Source organism: Novosphingobium sp. (genome assembly GCF_036820275.1).
Taxonomy (GTDB): Bacteria; Pseudomonadota; Alphaproteobacteria; order Sphingomonadales; family Sphingomonadaceae; genus Novosphingobium.
In genome coordinates, this window is sequence record NZ_DAISLT010000014.1 from 79,674 (window position 1) to 95,784 (window position 16,111).

At 66.3% G+C, this 16,111-nt stretch carries 11 protein-coding genes; 7 read left to right on the forward strand and 4 right to left on the reverse strand.

Annotated features, from left to right (window positions below):
- Positions 1 to 107: 107 nt before the first annotated feature.
- The 4 genes from V7066_RS13065 (at position 108) to V7066_RS13080 (ending at position 7,118) form a co-directional block, all read left to right on the forward strand.
- Positions 108 to 3,524 (forward strand): response regulator, encoded by a 3,417-nt coding sequence (locus tag V7066_RS13065; RefSeq protein ID WP_334183478.1) that lies wholly within the window; start codon positions 108 to 110, stop codon positions 3,522 to 3,524.
- 13 nt (positions 3,525 to 3,537) lie between these two features.
- The gene (locus V7066_RS13070) at positions 3,538 to 4,365 is read left to right on the forward strand and encodes a CheR family methyltransferase (RefSeq protein WP_334183479.1); all 828 of its coding nucleotides are present in this window, start codon (positions 3,538 to 3,540) and stop codon (positions 4,363 to 4,365) included.
- A complete protein-coding gene (locus V7066_RS13075) occupies positions 4,362 to 4,928 on the forward strand; it encodes a chemotaxis protein CheB (RefSeq protein WP_334183480.1) in 567 nt (188 codons plus the stop codon). Before V7066_RS13070 ends, V7066_RS13075 begins: the two co-directional genes overlap by 4 nt.
- A 96-nt stretch (positions 4,929 to 5,024) precedes the next feature.
- Positions 5,025 to 7,118, forward strand: a complete 2,094-nt coding sequence (locus tag V7066_RS13080; RefSeq protein WP_334183481.1) for an AsmA family protein — start codon at positions 5,025 to 5,027, stop codon at positions 7,116 to 7,118.
- A 115-nt stretch (positions 7,119 to 7,233) separates the two neighbouring features.
- Here V7066_RS13080 and pncB read toward each other — a convergent pair whose 3' ends face one another.
- Positions 7,234 to 8,538 (reverse strand): nicotinate phosphoribosyltransferase, encoded by a 1,305-nt coding sequence (gene pncB, locus V7066_RS13085; protein WP_334183482.1) that lies wholly within the window; start codon positions 8,536 to 8,538, stop codon positions 7,234 to 7,236.
- A 27-nt stretch (positions 8,539 to 8,565) separates the two neighbouring features.
- On the opposite strand from pncB, the gene V7066_RS13090 reads away from it, so the two are divergent.
- Entirely contained in the window at positions 8,566 to 9,210 is a 645-nt protein-coding gene (locus V7066_RS13090) for a cysteine hydrolase family protein (RefSeq protein WP_334183483.1), read from the forward strand.
- Between the two features lie 6 nt (positions 9,211 to 9,216).
- On the opposite strand, the gene V7066_RS13095 is transcribed toward V7066_RS13090, so the two are convergent.
- A complete protein-coding gene (locus V7066_RS13095) occupies positions 9,217 to 9,996 on the reverse strand; it encodes an energy transducer TonB (RefSeq protein WP_334183527.1) in 780 nt (259 codons plus the stop codon).
- 286 nt (positions 9,997 to 10,282) lie between these two features.
- On the opposite strand from V7066_RS13095, the gene V7066_RS13100 reads away from it, so the two are divergent.
- Positions 10,283 to 11,218 (forward strand): LysR family transcriptional regulator, encoded by a 936-nt coding sequence (locus tag V7066_RS13100; protein WP_334183484.1) that lies wholly within the window; start codon positions 10,283 to 10,285, stop codon positions 11,216 to 11,218.
- Positions 11,219 to 11,327: 109 nt separating this feature from the next.
- Positions 11,328 to 13,310, forward strand: a complete 1,983-nt coding sequence (locus V7066_RS13105) for a TonB-dependent receptor domain-containing protein (protein ID WP_334183485.1) — start codon at positions 11,328 to 11,330, stop codon at positions 13,308 to 13,310.
- A 60-nt stretch (positions 13,311 to 13,370) separates the two neighbouring features.
- Here V7066_RS13105 and V7066_RS13110 read toward each other — a convergent pair whose 3' ends face one another.
- Positions 13,371 to 15,254, reverse strand: coding sequence for a potassium transporter Kup (locus V7066_RS13110; protein ID WP_334183486.1), 1,884 nt, complete (start codon positions 15,252 to 15,254; stop codon positions 13,371 to 13,373).
- Positions 15,255 to 15,304: 50 nt separating this feature from the next.
- Positions 15,305 to 15,976 (reverse strand): YitT family protein, encoded by a 672-nt coding sequence (locus V7066_RS13115; protein ID WP_334183487.1) that lies wholly within the window; start codon positions 15,974 to 15,976, stop codon positions 15,305 to 15,307.
- Between the last annotated feature and the right edge of the window lie 135 nt (positions 15,977 to 16,111).

Below are 16,111 nucleotides of genomic sequence, written 5' to 3' on the forward strand. Positions count from 1 at the left end.
GCGTACTCTTTTCTGGCAGGCTCATGCACTCAACTTTCACGCAGGCAGCCCCTGCCAAGCTAACGCTCGACGGTTCTCGCGAAATTTCCACCGGGGCACGGCGGTCGGTGCCAGGACTGGACCCCAGGACTGCGTTCGGTCTTGCCGTCGCCGTCCTGTTCTTCCTGGCCAGCGGGACAGTGGCCTATCTCAACGTGCGCGTCCTGCGGGACGACACGCGCAAGATCGTCCATTCCCATGAAGTCATCATCACGCTGAACGGTCTGCTCTCCGCCGTGCAGGACGCCGAGACCGGGCAGCGCGGGTTTCTGCTGACCGGGCGGGAGAGCTATCTCGATCCCTATCGCAGCGCGCTTGCCGATGTCGGCGGGCGGTTCAGGGCGATTACCGATCTCACCCGCGACAATCCCGAGCAGCAGGATCGCCTCCTGCCGCTGCGCCGTCATATCGACGCCAAGCTCGCCGAACTGCGCGAAACGATCGAGATCCGCAAGAGCGGCGGCCTGGAAGCCGCCCTGCCGCTGGTCGCATCGGATCGCGGCAAGACCGAGATGGACGCGATCCGCGCCCAGCTTGGCCTGATGCAGCAGGAAGAAGCGCGGCTGCGAACGGAGCGGCTTGCGGAAATGGAACAGGCCTATCGCTCGGCCTGGGCCAGCGGCGTGGCGTCCTGCCTCCTGGGAATTGCGCTGACGTTGGCGATCGGCTTCCTGATCCGCCGCGCGGCAATCGCCGCCGGACACCGCCAATGGCTCCAGTCGGGGCAGGTCGCACTCGCCTCGGCGATATTGGGCGACCAGCCGGTCGAGCAACTGGGCGAAAACATCCTCGCCTTCCTGGTCAAGTTCGTGGGCGCGCAGGCCGGTGCGGTCTTCTCCGGAGACGGCCACCACTTCCGCCGGATCGCCTCTTACGGCGTACCGGCCGATGCCGGGATCGTCGAGCGTTTCGCCCTGCGGGAAGGCCTGCTCGGTCAGGTCGCGGCGGACGGTGAGCCGGTGCTGCTGGCCGACATTCCCGACAGCTACCTGACGATCGGCTCCACTTTCGGCAGCGACAAACCGCGCCACCTGCTGATCGCGCCTGCCATTGCCGACGGCGCGGTCCACGGCGTCATCGAGCTCGGTTTCCTCCAGCCGGTGGACGAGCATGTTCTGGCCTTCCTCGCCGAAATCTCGAACGCGGCGGGCGTTGCCCTGCGCTCGGCGCGCTACCGGGCCGAGTTGCAGCACCATGCCGAAGAACTCCAGGTCCAGAGCGAGGAACTGCGCGTTTCCAACGAGGAGCTGGAAGAACAGGGGCGCGCCCTCAAGGAATCGCAGGTCCGGCTCGAACACCAGCAGGTCGAGCTGGAGCAGACCAATTCGCAGCTTGAGGAGCAGGCCCAGCAACTGGAGCACCAGCGCGACGACCTCGCCCGCTCCAACGCCGCGGTCGAACTCAAGGCGCAGGAGCTGGAACAGGCCAGCCGCTACAAGTCCGATTTCCTTGCCAACATGAGCCACGAACTGCGCACGCCGCTCAATTCGCTGCTGATCCTGTCGAAGCTCCTCGGCGACAATCCCAAGGCCAACCTCACCGGCGAGCAGGTGCAATACGCACGCACCATCGAGTCCTCCGGTAACGACCTGCTGGCTCTGATCAACGACATTCTCGACCTTTCCAAGATCGAAGCCGGCCACTTGCAGATCCGGCCCGAAACGGTGCTGCTGGAACGCCTTGCGGGCGACATGCGGCAAGTCTTCCAGCCGGTCGCACGAGACCGGGGGCTGGATTTCGAAATCCGTGTCGCGCCGGGCTGCCCGGTCACGCTCGACACCGACCGGCAGCGTCTGGAGCAGGTGCTCAAGAACCTGCTCTCCAATGCCTTCAAGTTCACCGAGAAGGGCAGCGTACGCTTGGAAATCGAGGCAGACGGCACCGAAGCGCTGCTGCTTTCCGTGACCGACACCGGGATCGGCATTCCCGAAGACCAGCAACGCGCGATCTTCGAAGCATTCCGACAGGCCGACGGCACGGTCAATCGCAAGTACGGCGGCACCGGCCTCGGCCTGTCGATTTCGCGCGAGCTGGCCCGCCTGCTGGGCGGTGCGATCTCGCTGACGAGCGTGCCCGGTCAGGGAAGTCGCTTCACGCTGCGCCTGCCGCTGGCCTACGATCCCGCACGGGCCGGATCGGCGCAGATCAACTCGAACAATCCCCTGCCCTTCGCTGCCTCCTCCGCCCCGGCCCACTCCCCGGCGCCCAGCGCGAAACCCGCTCCGGAACCCGCCATGCTGCTTCGGCAGGTCGAGGACGACCGCGATACGGCCGCGACCGCCCAGCGCGTCCTGTTGGTGGTCGAGGACGATTCCTCCTTCGCAGGCATCGTGCGCGACATGGCGCGGGAAATGGGCTTCCGGTGTCTCGTTGCCGGAACCGCCGAGGAAGCGCTCCAGCTGGCCCGCAGCTTCCGCCCGCACGCCGTCGTGCTCGACATCGGGCTGCCCGACCAGTCCGGCCTCGCCCTGCTCGACCGCCTGAAGCGCGATGTCGAGACGCGCCATATCCCCGTTCATGTCGTCTCCGGCAGCGACCATACCCAGACGGCGCTGTCACTCGGTGCCGTGGGCTACCTCGTGAAGCCGGTGAAGCGCGAGGATCTCTCGGACGTGCTGGAAACGCTGGCGGCCCGGCTCGATTCCCCCACGCGCCGGGTGCTGATCGTCGAGGACGATCCGGTCCAGCGCGATGCCGTGGCACGGCTGCTGACTTCGGGCGACGTGGAAACCGTCGCTGCCGCAACCGCCGCCGAATGCCTGGAGCTGCTGGCCGGCCAGACTTTCGACTGCATGGTCCTGGACCTCGCCCTGCCCGACGCCAGCGGCTTTACGCTTCTTGAAACCCTGAGCCGCGAGGGCGGCTATGCCTTCCCGCCGGTGATCGTCTACACCGGCCACGACCTCACCGCCGACGACGAGCAGCGCCTGCGCCGCTATTCGGATTCGATCATCATCAAGGGCGCGCGTTCGCCTGAGCGGCTGCTCGACGAGGTCTCGCTGTTCCTGCACCAGGTGGTCACCGAAATGCCGGCCGAGCAGCAGACGATGATCCAGCAGGCCCGCAATCGCGACGCGATCCTCGAAGGCCGCCGTATCCTGGTGGTCGAGGACGACGTGCGCAACGTCTATTCGCTCACCAACATCCTCGAACCGCAGGGCGCGGTGGTGGAGATCGCGCGCAACGGGCAGGAGGCCATCGATGCGCTGGATCGCTCGGCAGGCGAAAGCTCGGCAGGTGACAGGGCCCGCCGCATCGATCTCGTGCTGATGGACGTGATGATGCCGGTGAAGGACGGTCTCACCGCTACCCGCGAGATCCGCCAGGACCCGCGCTGGGCCAAGTTGCCGATCATCACGCTCACGGCCAAGGCCATGCCGGACGACCAGGAGCGCTGCATCGAGGCGGGCGCCAACGACTACATGTCGAAGCCGCTCGACGTGGACAAGCTGCTCTCGCTGGTGCGCGTGTGGATGCCGCGATGATGCGGAGGGCCTGATGGACGAAGAGCAGATCGAGGATATCGAGATCCGCCTCCTGCTGGAGGCGCTCTTCCGCCGCTATCATTACGACTTCCGCAATTACGCCCAGGCCTCGTTGAAGCGCCGCCTGCGACAGGCGCGCGACCAGATGAGGCTGCCGACTTTTTCGGCACTCCAGGACCGCATGTTGCGCGATCCGGCCACCGTTTCGCGCCTGCTCGGCTTCCTGACCGTACAGGTCAGCGAACTGTTCCGCGACCCAGCCTACTTCCGCGCCATCCGCGAGAAAGTCGTGCCGCACCTACGCACCTATCCTTCGCTCAAGATCTGGATCGCGGGCTGCAGCAGCGGCGAGGAACTCTACTCCTTCGTCATCCTGTTCCGCGAGGAAGGCCTGGAAGACCGGACGCTGTTCTATGCGACGGACATCAGCCAGGATGCGCTCGATGCCGCCGCGCGGGGCATCTATCCGCTGGACCGCATTCGCACGTTTACCGAGAACCACCAGCTCTCGGGCGGAAAGTCCTCGCTTTCCGACTATTACTCCACCGCCTACGGCCACGCCGCCTTCGACAAGAGCCTGCGCGAGCGCGTGGTCTTTTCCGACCACAGCCTCGTCACCGATGCGGTCTTCGCGGAAATGCACCTGATTTCCTGCCGCAATGTCATGATCTACTTCGACCGCAGCTTGCAGGACCGCGCCGTCGGGCTGTTTCGTGGCTCGCTGGCGCGCAAGGGTTTTCTCGGCCTCGGGGCGAAGGAAAGCCTGCGCTTCTCGCAATATGCCGGGTCATTCGGTGAATTCGTGCGCGAGGAGAAGATCTACCAGCGGCGCGATCCGTGATCCGGCCCCGCGCCGTCGTCCTCGGAGCATCGGCGGGCGCCGTGCAGGCGCTCTCCCGCATTCTCCCGGCCCTGCCCCGCGATTATCCGCTACCGGTCCTGGTCGTGGTTCACGTACCGCCCCGCCGCAGGAACGTGCTGGCGCCGCTGTTCGCCGCCAAGTGCAACCTGGAAGTGCGCGAACCGGACGACAAGGAACCGATCGCGCCGGGCACGATCCTTTTCGCCCCGCCCGACTACCACATGCTGGTCGAGACCGACCGCACCGTCTCGCTTTCGGTGGAGGGCCCGGTGCAGTTCTCCCGCCCGTCCATCGACGTGCTGTTCGAGAGCGCCGCCGATGCCTATGGTTCCGGTCTTGTGGCCGCGGTCTTGACCGGCGCCAACCATGACGGAGCCGAGGGCCTGCGCGCCGTGGTCGAGGCCGGAGGCACCGCTCTGGTCGAGGCTCCCGCAAGTGCCGCCTATCCGGTCATGCCACGCGCTGCCCTGGCCCTCGTTCCGGGCGCCGAAAGCCTGTCGCTCAACGCACTTGCACGGCGATTGCTGGATCTGGCCGGGTAAAGCCATCGAGCGGCGGCCGGAGCGGGTTTATCGTCCGGTCGTGGCGGATCTGCGCCTTCCTGCGAAACCAGACGGCTTCCCGTCGTTTAGGGCGATATGGAAGCGACGACGCAGATCGATGGGCGGACGGATGCCCGCACGGCAGCGACGGATGCGGAACCGCCGCGACGGCGGCCGAGGCGGCCTCTGCGCATCCTGCGCAACATCCTGCTCGCGGCCATGATCGCGATATTCGCCGCCTGGCTCGTCCTCTTCGTTACCAAGGGCCGCTTCCTGAAGCACCCGTTCGAGCGCGTGGCAGGGTCGCTGGTCGGACGGCAGGTGCAGGTCGGCGGCGATTTCCAGCTCTACTTCGCGCCGCTGCGGATCAAGTTCCTGGCCGAAGGGCTCAGCATCTCCAATCCTGCCTGGGCCGCTCGCCCCCGCTTCATCTCGGCGAAGCGCATCGACGCCCGGATCGCCCCGCTCTCGCTGCTGTTCGGCCGGCGGCACGTTCATTCGCTGGATATTCGGGGCGGCACCGTCGATCTCGAATGGGACGAGGCGCACGCCCGCAATACCTGGACTTTCGGCACCGGCGAAGGCGGCAAGCCATTCGAGTTCCCCCGCATAGACCGCGCCGTCGTGGCGGACACCCGCATCCGTTATGCCGACCCCCGGATGCCCCTGCTGGCCGATCTCCGGGTCGATCCGATCGCCTCTTCCGATGCCCGGATCGACAAGGCCGTGGGCGTTCAGGGCGAAGGCATCCTGCGCAAGACCCCGTTTCGCGTGACCGCGCACCTGCTGTCCCCGGACGCCACCGTCAATCGCGGACGCAATGCGCTGGTCCTCACCGCCTGGGCAGCCGGGAACCGGATCGACGTTTCCGGCACGCTGCCCTCGATCGCCGATTTCGAGGAAGTCCCCCTGAAGGTCCGGGCGCGCGGAAGCGACTTGTCGGACCTGCTCGCCATCATCGACGTCGCCATTCCGCAAACCCGCCGCTACGGCCTCGCCGCGCAGCTCGTGAAGGACGGCGAAACCTACCGCTTCACCGGTCTTCACGGCACTTTCGGCCAATCCGACATCGCCGGCAAGCTGACGGTCACGAATGCCAAGCGTTTGCGTCTCGATGCCGTACTCGCGACGCGGCGGCTCGACATCGTCGATGCAGCGCCGTTCATCGGCTACAATCCCGACATCGTGGCGACGAAAGGCGCCGTCGCTGCTGCCGCTGCCACGGGTGCCGGATCGAGCAGGGTCCTGCCCGATGCCGCGCTGCCGGTCGAGACGATGCAGCGCTTCGACGCCGGGCTGGACTGGAAGATCGGCGTCATCCGCTCCCGCAACGTCCCGGTGCAGAACATCGCGCTCAAGCTCTCGCTCGACCATGGGCGGCTTGCCCTCTCGCCGCTGACGTTCTCCATGGCGCGCGGCGACGTATCGTCCAACCTGGTGTTCGACACCAGGCAGAGACCCGCCGCGACGAGCTACGATATCCGCCTCTCGCCGACGCCGATGGGCCGGCTCCTGGCAGGCTACGGCGTGGCGGAATCCGGCACCACGGGGACCATCAGTGGCCGTATCAAGCTGGAAGGCAGGGGCGACACGATCCACGACTCGCTCGCTTCCGCATCCGGGCGCATCGCTTTCGTGATGCCCAGAGGCACCTTCTGGACGCGCAACGTGCAACTGGCCGAACTGGATCTTGGGACTTTTGCCTCGAAGATGTTCGAGGGCAAGTTGAAGAAGCCGGTCGAGATCAATTGCGGCCTCATCGCGTTCACCGTGCGCAGCGGCGCGGCAGGGGCCGACCCGATCCTCATCGACACTTCGAAGAACGTGATCACCGGCCGCGGGGGCTTCAACTTCGGGACAGAGGCGATCGATCTGGCATTTCGCGCGGACGGAAAGAAATTCAGCCTGTTCTCGGGCCAGTCCCCGGTCGGGGTCGGCGGCCGCTTTGCCCAGCCCTCGCTCCGGGTCGTGAGTCCCCAGCTGCTGGGCCGCGCCGGAGTGGGACTGGGCCTTGCCGTGGCGGCAACGCCGGTCGCCGGACTTCTGGCCTTCGTCGATGTGGGCGATGCGAAGTCAGCCGCCTGCGGTCCGGTACTGTCGGCCGCTCCCGCCTCGGCGCAGCGTACCAGCAAGGGCAAGCCTCGCGACGACGTTCGCAGCGAACACGCGAACTCCGCCCGCAAACGTTAGCTGAGGTTCGACTTCCCCAGATAGATCAAGGCCAGCAACCAGATCGCAACCCCGTCGCGCACGGCTTCCGCACGCCGAAGCTCTTCAGAGCATCGGCTGAACTGCCCCCTCAGCTCTAGACGGAAACCGCGCTTGCCACCCGGCCCGCCTCGCCGAACACGCGCAGATAGCGCTGGATCTCGTCCGGCTTGCCGGTCGCCTTGGCCGGGTTGTCCGAGAGTTTCACCGCCGGGCGCCCGTTCGCCGAGACGACCTTGCAGACCAGCGAGATCGGGTCGAGGTCCGCCGTCTCGAACGGCGCGCAGCCGCGGAAGTCGTTGGTGAGGTTGGTGCCCCAGCCGAAGCTCATGCGCACGCGGCCGTGGAAATGGCGATAAGTCGCCTCGATACTGTCGATGTCCATGCCATCGGAGAAGATCAGCAGCTTGCCCTTGGGATCGCGGCCCTTTTCCTGCCACCAGCGAATGATCTGCTCCCCGCCCTCGATCGGCGGGGCGCTGTCGGGGCGGAAACCGGTCCAGTCCGCCACCCAGTCGGGCGCGCGTTCGAGAAACGAGGCCGTGCCGAAAGCATCGGGCAGCGCCACCCGCAAGTTGCCGCCGTAGTGGTCGCTCCAGTCCTTGAGCACCCGGTAGGGCGCCTGGCGCAGTTCCTCGTCGCTTTCCGCCAGCGCCGCCAGCACCATCGGCAATTCGTGTGCATTCGTGCCGATGGCCTCCAGATCGGCATCCATCGCCAGCAGGACGTTGGACGAGCCGATGAAGCGGCTGCCCAAGCCCTCCTTCAGTGCCTCCACGCACCAGCGCTGCCACAGGAAGCCATGCCGCCGCCGGGTGCCGAAGTCCGAGAGCACGAGATCGGGAAGCTGCGCGAGCCGCTCCACTTTCTCCCAGAGCTTGGCCTTGGCGCGGGCATAGAGCACGTCGAGCGCAAAACGGCCGCGATCCTTCATCGCCGACCGCGAACGCAGTTCGTTGACGATGGCCAGCGCGGGAATCTCCCACATCATCGTATGCGTCCACGGGCCTTCGAAACGCAGCTCGTACTGGCCGTCAACTTTGTGCAGCTCGTATTCGGGCAAGCGGAAATCGGCGAGCCAGGCGATGAAGTCCGGGCTGAACATCTGCGCCTTGCCGTAGAAGCTGTTGCCTGCCAGCCAGATCAGCTCCTTCTTGCCGAACCGCAGCGTGCGCGCATGATCGAGCTGGGCGCGCAGTTCCGCCTCGTCGATCACTTCGGCCAGCCGCACCGACTTCGTGCGGTTGATCAGCTCGAAAGTCGCCTGCACATCCGGGTAGAGCTGCCTGACCATCTGCAGCATCAGCAGCTTGTAGAAGTCCGTATCGAGCAGGCTGCGCACGATCGGGTCGAGCCGCCAGTTGTGATTGTAGGTGCGGGTTGCAATATCCGTATAGACCATGACCCAGTCTTAGGACGATATGCGCCAATGACAAACCTTACCGCGATCGAACTTTCGGCAACTCCGCTTCCGGTTTCCGGCAGGAAGCGCTTCGTCATCGTCGTCGACATGCAGGGCGACTTCGTCCACGCCGCCGGCGCGCTGCCCGTTCCGGATGCCGAAGCGATCGTCGCGCCGATGCAGGACTGGCTCGCCGCGCTCGACCCGACAACCACGGCGGGCGTGCTGCTGACGTTCGACACCCACGTTCCCGATGTCTACGCCGCGTCGCCCGAAAGCGCGCAGTTCCCGATCCACTGCGTCCACGGCACGCCGGGCTGGGAAAGCGTGCTGGATGCGGGTGCGATTGCACCGTCTATCCCGGTCTACACTCTGGACAAGGGCGTGTTCGACATGTGGGCCGAGTCCGGTCTCTCGCTGAAACCGCTGGACAAGGAAGGCGCCGCAATCGACCGCGAGGTCTTTTTCGCCAGCCTCGCCGCTGAGGGCCTCCGCGATGTTACCGTGGTCGGCGTCGCGGCGGACTTCTGCGTGAAATGGGCGATCGAAGGCCTGCTGGCGCGCGGATTCCGCGTAGAGCTGCCTGCCGCGCTGACGCGCGGGATCGGCATGGAGGCCGCTGCCGTCGTCGCCCAGCTTCGCGGCGAGGAGCGCGCGGTCCCCGCCGGATAGAGGCGGTCAGGTCTGGAGGACGAAGGGAATCTCGACCAGCCCGCGCACCATGACGGCGGCGCCGTCGCGCTTGGTGGGCGACCACTTCCAGCGCCGCACCGAGGCAAGCGCGGCCTTGTCGAGCCGGTCGAAGCCGCTGCTCTTCGAGACCGAGATATTCGCCACGGCGCCGTCGGTGCCCAGGATCACCATCAGCACCACCGTGCCCTGCTCGTGCTTGCGGCGCGATTCCACGGGATAACGGGGCGGTTCGGCCGAGATCATCTTCGAGGACAGGTCCCCGGCATTCTCGATGCGCGGGGCCGGAGCCACGGCTACGCTCTGGGTCTGCGGCGCGGGCGGGCCGGGCACCGCAACCTGCACCACCGGCGGTTCTGGCGAGGTACTGATCGTGACCGGCGCGGAAGTCAGCACGATCGGCGGCGGCGGCGCCACGACCGGGGAGACCGGCTGCACCGTCACTTTTTCCGGCTGCGGCTGAGGCTTGGGCGGCTGGGGCGGCGGCGGCGGCTTGAGTTGCTGGAGATCGGCGACGACCAGCCGCTTGTGCGTCTCACGATGCGCCTTGACGATGTTGAGCGCCAGCATGGAGGCGATCATGCCAACGACGATGGCCGTGGCGCCCAGCATCGCCGCCAGATTGGGCCTGCGGCTTTCGCCATAGCGCGAGACGGCCCAGGGCGCAGGAAGGGCGACGATCTCGGCCTGAGGACGCGGCGGCGGAACCGGGGCACTTGCCGGGCGATCCGGCGCGAGCGCGTCCGGGTGAGGAATGGTGGCGTACATGGTCAAGCGATCTAACCCCATCGAACCCACAGGGCCGCCCTGTCGACCCAGCTAATGCGAGTCATTCGCATAGCTTAGACAGGCACATCGGTCGAGAGAAAATCGGCGCCGCTCCTGAGCAATTTCGGCCATTTTCCTCAATTTCCGGAAATCGCCGCAGTGATCTTCCGCATGACGGTGCAAAACGCCTTTGTTTCTTCACCGTTTCTCGCACCTTTCACCTCGGTAAGCCGGGCGCAATAAAGCGCTTCCGCCCCGATTCCCGATCATTGCGACTGAGAAGAAGTTGCAATACTCGCGCAGCATGGTCCTGCCGATCTCGCCCAATCTGCTTCTCACCCTGACGCTGCTGCTCAAGACCAAGAGCGTCAGCGGCACCGCGCTTGCGCTTGGCGTCAGCCAGCCAAGCGTCAGCCGTTCGCTTTCGCAGCTGCGCACCGCGCTCAAGGACCCGTTGCTGGTGCGGTCGGGCAGCGGCATGGCCCGCACCCGCCGGGGCGAGGAGCTGGTGGGCCGACTGGCCGACTGGATGGCGACGACATCCGCCCTGCTGGTGGAGGACAGTTTCGATCCCGCCCGCGTCGAGCGCCGCTTCCGCGTGGCCTCCACCGATTTCGGGGTTATGTCCGTGCTGCTTCCGGCCATGGCGACTTTGCGCGAGGAGGCCCCTGCGATCGCCATCGACATCGTGCCGCTGAGCCACGCCACCCACCGCGCACTGGCCGAAGGCGATATCGACCTTGCCATCTCCGGTCTCGATCACGACCCCTCGCAGCTTCACCGCGCCCTGCTGTTCGAAGACGAGTTTCTCTGCGTCACCCGCGCCGACCATCCGCTTGCCCGAAACGAGGAATCGGTTTCAGTCGACGAATTCCTCGCCCATCCGCACCTCGGCCTCACGGTGAGCGAGGCGGAACTGGACCGGGTGGCGATGACGCTCGGCAGCGCCGCCGCCACGCGCAAGGTCGTCGCCAGCCTGCCCTATTTCGGCCTGGCCCCCGCCATGCTGGCCGCAGGCGATCTGGTCATGGTCCTGCCCTCTCGGGCCGCCGCGCATTTCGATGCGCGCCATGGACTGGCCACGCGCCCGGCACCTGCGGAGTTGGGGCTTCTGCAATACTGGCTGCTCTGGCATGAGCGCAGCCATCGCGATCCCGCCTCGCACTGGCTGCGCGAACGTCTGGCGCAGATCTGCAAGCAACAGGCGCCGCGCGATTCCTGAATAGTCGATATCCGATCTTGATTGTTGGCCTGCGAAGACCTCCACGCCAAGGGCGCTACTGCAAAGCATTCGCATTAGCTCTGTAGTAGTGTCCCAAAGGGGGGTAATCGTGATCCACAAGTTCCGGCTGCGCGCAAGCGCGGCCACCCTGAGCCTCGCCGCTGCCACGCTGGTCGCCCAGCCAGCCCTTGCCGACGAGGCCGAAAGCACCGCCGGCGCTTCCACCATCGTCGTCACCGCTACCAGCCGCGAGCAGGAAGTGAAGGATGCGCCCGCCTCGATCAGCGTCATCACCCGCGAGGAACTGGAACGCCTGCCCTACCGCGAAGTGACCGACGCGCTGATGGAAATCCCCGGCGTCACCGTCACCCCCGGCGAGGGCAACAGCCGCGACATCTCGATCCGCGGCATGTCGCCGCAGTACACGCTGATCCTGGTCGACGGCAAGCGCCTGAACAGCCGCGAGACCCGCACCAACGGCGGCAACAACTCCGAGGGCGGCATGCTGCCCCCGCTGGAATCGATCGAACGCATCGAAGTGGTGCGCGGGCCGATGTCCTCGCTCTACGGGTCGGATGCCATGGGCGGCGTCGTCAACGTCATCACCCGCCGCATCGCCAGCGAATGGCGCGGCAGCGTGCGCGTCAACGGCACGATGCAGCTCGGCAGCGATTACGGTAACTTCTACGACGGCAACTTCTACCTCTCCGGCCCGCTGGCCAAGGGCGTGGGACTTCAGCTGCAAGGCTCGCTCAACCGCCGTACCGAGGACCGCGTCGTCGGCGGCACGCCGGAGCGCAAGGACGAGAGCCTCGGCGGCAAGATCGGCTTCTCCGCCGGTCCCGACCACGACTTCCTCGTCGAGGGCGGTTACTATCGCCAGGAAGTGACCGCTACGGCAGGCAAGACCGTGGAAGTGACCGCCACCGTCCCCGAGGGCACGCTCGATACCCAGACCCAGGAGCGCTACGTCGCCGCACTCAGCCACTCGGGCCGCTGGGGCTTCGCCAATTCGGAAAGCTACGTCCAGTACGAAGACGCCAAGAACCTGGAAACCACCAAGCGGATCAAGAACACCGTCGCGCAGTCGATCTGGTCGGTGCAGCTGCCTTCCAACATGCTGAGCCTCGGTGGCTTCTTCCGTAACGAAGACCTTACGGACACCGTCGGCAACCTGCTTGCCGGTGCCACGCGCACGGGGGCCAGCCGCACCAACTGGGCGCTGTTCGCCGAGAACGAACTGTCGATCCTCGACAACCTGCGCCTGACCGGCGGCATCCGCATGGACAACGACGAACAGTACGGCAACCACTGGACCCCGCGCGTCTATCTCGTGTGGAACACCACCGAGCGCTTCACTCTCAAGGGCGGCTATTCGCAGGGCTTCCGCGCGCCGAACCTGCGCCAGACCCTGCCCGACTGGGGCCAGAGCAGCCGGGGCGGCACGATCTACGGCAACCCCGACCTCGAAGCGGAAACCTCGCGCACGATCGAGGCCGTGGCGATGTACGAAGGCAAGGGCTTCGAGGCCAGCCTGACCGCCTACGACACCCGTTTCAACGACAAGATCACGCGGCTTACCTGCGCACAGGCCGGGGCCTGGTGCATCAACGAGCCGCTCAGCTCGATCGGCCGCCCGCCGACGACTTACGTGAACGTCGACAAGGCAAAGGTGCGCGGCATCGAGGCAACCGTCTCCCTCGACCTCACCCAGACGCTGCGCGTCAACGCCACCGGAACGCTGACCGATTCCAAGCAGCTCACCGGCACCAGTGCAGGCATGGCGCTCAACGACACGCCCAAGCAACAGGCCAGCGCCTCGCTGAACTGGCGTCCCGACGACCGCCTCAGCCTTTACGCCCGCGCCGTCTATCGCGGCGAGGAAGCGGTGACCGAGGCCCAGATCAGCGGCAACAACCTCGTCGTCGAATCCTATACGACCGTCGACCTCGGCGGCTCGTACAAGGTCTCGCCCGGCTTCACCTTCCATGCCGGCGTGCAGAACCTGTTAGACAAGCGCCTGAACTACGACGAGGCCGGCTACATGATCGACCCGGCCCGCGTCTGGATGGGCGTGACCGCCCGCTTCTGATCTCCACGAGGCGCTCCGGCAGACCCGGGGCGCCCGGGTCCAGGCGGATCCCGGCGGGCTTCAGATTTCCAGCTGGCTGCCCAGTTCGATCACACGGTTGGTGGGCAGCTTGAAGAACTCCATCGCGCTCTGGGCGTTGCGGACCAGCACGGCGAAGAGCTTCTCCCGCCAGAGCGCCATGCCCGGCCGTGCGGACGGGATCAGCGTCTGACGCGAGAGGAAGTAGCTGGTCTCCATCGCCTTGAACGGCCCGCCCGCGCGGTCCTCCGCGGCGAGCGCGGCGGGGATGTCGGCTTCGTCCATGAAGCCGTAGTGCAGGACCATGCGATAGAAGCCCTGCCCCATGTCCTCGACCTCGCAGCGGTCATCGGCGGCGACATGGGGCACGCCGCGGTTGGACACCGTCAGGATCACCACGCGGTCGTGCAGGATGTGGTTGTGCTTGAGGTTGTGCAGCAGCCCCGGCGGCACGCCCTCGTTGGTCGAGGCCAGGAACACCGCCGTCCCCGGTACCCGCCGCACGCGCTCACCCACGGACTTGAGGAAGACGCCGAAGGGGATCGAGTCCTCCTTCAGGCGTGTGCGCACCAGCTGCCTGCCGGTGGCCCAGGTGGTGAGCAGGGTGAAGACCACTGCCGCCACCAGCAGCGGGAACCAGCCGCCGTCGGGGATCTTGGTGACGTTCGAGGCGAAGTACAGGCCGTCGATGACCAGCAGGCCCAGCGTCACCGCGCCCGCGAGCGCCGGATGCCATTTCCACACGGTGAAGGTCAGCACGCCGAGCAGGCAGGCGGTGATGACCATCGTGCCGGTCACCGCGATGCCGTAGGCCGCGGCCAGGTTGCCCGAACTGCGGAAGCCGAAGACCAGCAGGATCACCATGACCAGCAGGCCCCAGTTGACCAGCGGCACGTAGATCTGCCCCGCCGCCTTGGCGCTCGTGTGCAGGATCTTGATACGCGGCAGGAAACCGAGCTGCACTGCCTGCTGCGAGACCGAGAAGGCGCCCGAGATCACCGCCTGGCTGGCGATGACCGTGGCCATCGTCGCCAGCGCCACCAGCGGCAGGCGCGCCCAGTCCGGCGCCATGAAGAAGAACGGATTGCTGATCGCCTCGGGATTGCGCAGCACCAGCGAGGCTTGCCCGAGGTAGTTGAGCAGGAGGCAGGGGAAGGCGACATAGAGCCACGAGATCGAGATCGCCTTGCGGCCGAAGTGGCCCATGTCGGCATAGAGCGCCTCGGCCCCGGTCACGGCCAGAACCACGGAACCCAGCGCCAGGAAGGCCAGCTTGGGGTTCGCCATGAAGAACTCGACCGCGTGATGCGGGCTGAGCGCCGAGATCACCTCGGGCGCGCGCAGGATCGACGATACGCCGAGCACGGCCAGGACCAGAAAATAGACGATCATGATCGGACCGAAGAACTTCCCCATGATCGCCGTGCCGTGCGACTGCACCGAGAACAGCGCGATCAGGATCACCACCGCGATCGGCAGCACGAAGCGGGCGAAGCCGGGGTTCACCACCGTCAGCCCCTCCACCGCCGATAGCACCGAAACCGCCGGGGTGATGATGGCATCGCCGTAGAACAGCGCGGTCGCCGTCACGCCCAGCATCGCGATCAGCGGCGTCCAGCGGTTCTTGCCGATCGTGCGGCCGATCAGCGCCAGCAGCGCCAGGCTGCCGCCCTCGCCGTTATTGTCGGCGCGCAGGATGATGAAGACGTACTTGATCGTGACGATCAGCATCATCGTCCAGAACATCAGCGAGATCACGCCGAACATGTGCAACCGGTCCACCACCAGCGGGTGATGGCCGATGAAGCTTTCCTTCAGCGCATAGAGCGGCGAAGTGCCGATATCGCCGAATACGACGCCGATGGCGCCGATCGACAGCGCCGTCAGGCTTTCATTGGGGGCGTGGTGCCCGGAAGTCTCGCTCATGAAGGGCGCCTGTTCTCACGTAAGTCACGCGCGCGAAGGCGCCGCGATGCTTATGAATTCTTTAGGCGAACGGCGCAATTCCCGGCGGCAATCGCCTCTACCGGGCGCGCCTTGCGCAGCGGCGAGAAACCGGCATAGCGACCGGGACGCAGCCAGAGCGCCGTCACCACGCCCATGCCGATCGCGCTCGTCGCCGACCACGCCAGCTTGTCGAGCGGCAGGAAGACCGAGGACGCCGCGAGGATCGCGAAATCGATCAGGATCTGCGAGCGCCCGATGTTCCAGCCGCGCTTCTGCTGGAGCCAGACGGTGACGATCCCGACACCGCCCACGCCCGCCCCGTGACGCACAACCGCCAGCGTCCCCATGCCGAGCAGCGTGCCCGCGCCGACGGCGGCGGCGAAGGGATCCTTGACCTCGATCGTCAGCGCATTTTCGGAAAGCACCGAGGCAAGCGCGATGCCGCCGCTGGCCGCGATCGTGCGCAAGGTGAACAGCGAGCCCATCGCCCGCATCGCCAGAAACAGGAACGGCACGTTGAGCGCGGCGAAGAGCAGGCCCGGCGGCAGCGGCGCGAAGTGGCCGACCAAAAGCGCCAGACCGGCCATGCCGCCCGTCACCAGCCCCGCCGAATGGAGGATCGTCAGGCCCAGCCCGATCAGCAGGCTGCCCACCGCAAGCGCGTAGATGTCCTCGATGCGGCCGTGGCGAATGGCAATCATGGCGAAAGATCCTCGTCAGGAGGGGTGATTCGCCCGCCGTTTATGCAGTTGCGAAGGCGCTGTCGAGAGCCGGAAAACAGGCGCAACAACCCGCTATTTGCAAGGTCTTCCAGCGCAATGCGGACCCTTCCCGGA

Bases quoted from the DNA above. Each gene is read 5' to 3' on its own strand.
- V7066_RS13070 (WP_334183479.1), top strand. From the start codon at position 3,538: ATGGACGAAGAGCAGATCGAGGATATCGAGATCCGCCTCCTGCTGGAG.
- V7066_RS13080 (WP_334183481.1), top strand. From the start codon at position 5,025: ATGGAAGCGACGACGCAGATCGATGGGCGGACGGATGCCCGCACGGCA.
- pncB (WP_334183482.1), bottom strand. From the start codon at position 8,538: ATGGTCTATACGGATATTGCAACCCGCACCTACAATCACAACTGGCGG.
- V7066_RS13090 (WP_334183483.1), top strand. From the start codon at position 8,566: ATGACAAACCTTACCGCGATCGAACTTTCGGCAACTCCGCTTCCGGTT.
- V7066_RS13095 (WP_334183527.1), bottom strand. From the start codon at position 9,996: ATGTACGCCACCATTCCTCACCCGGACGCGCTCGCGCCGGATCGCCCG.
- V7066_RS13110 (WP_334183486.1), bottom strand. From the start codon at position 15,254: ATGAGCGAGACTTCCGGGCACCACGCCCCCAATGAAAGCCTGACGGCG.
- V7066_RS13115 (WP_334183487.1), bottom strand. From the start codon at position 15,976: ATGATTGCCATTCGCCACGGCCGCATCGAGGACATCTACGCGCTTGCG.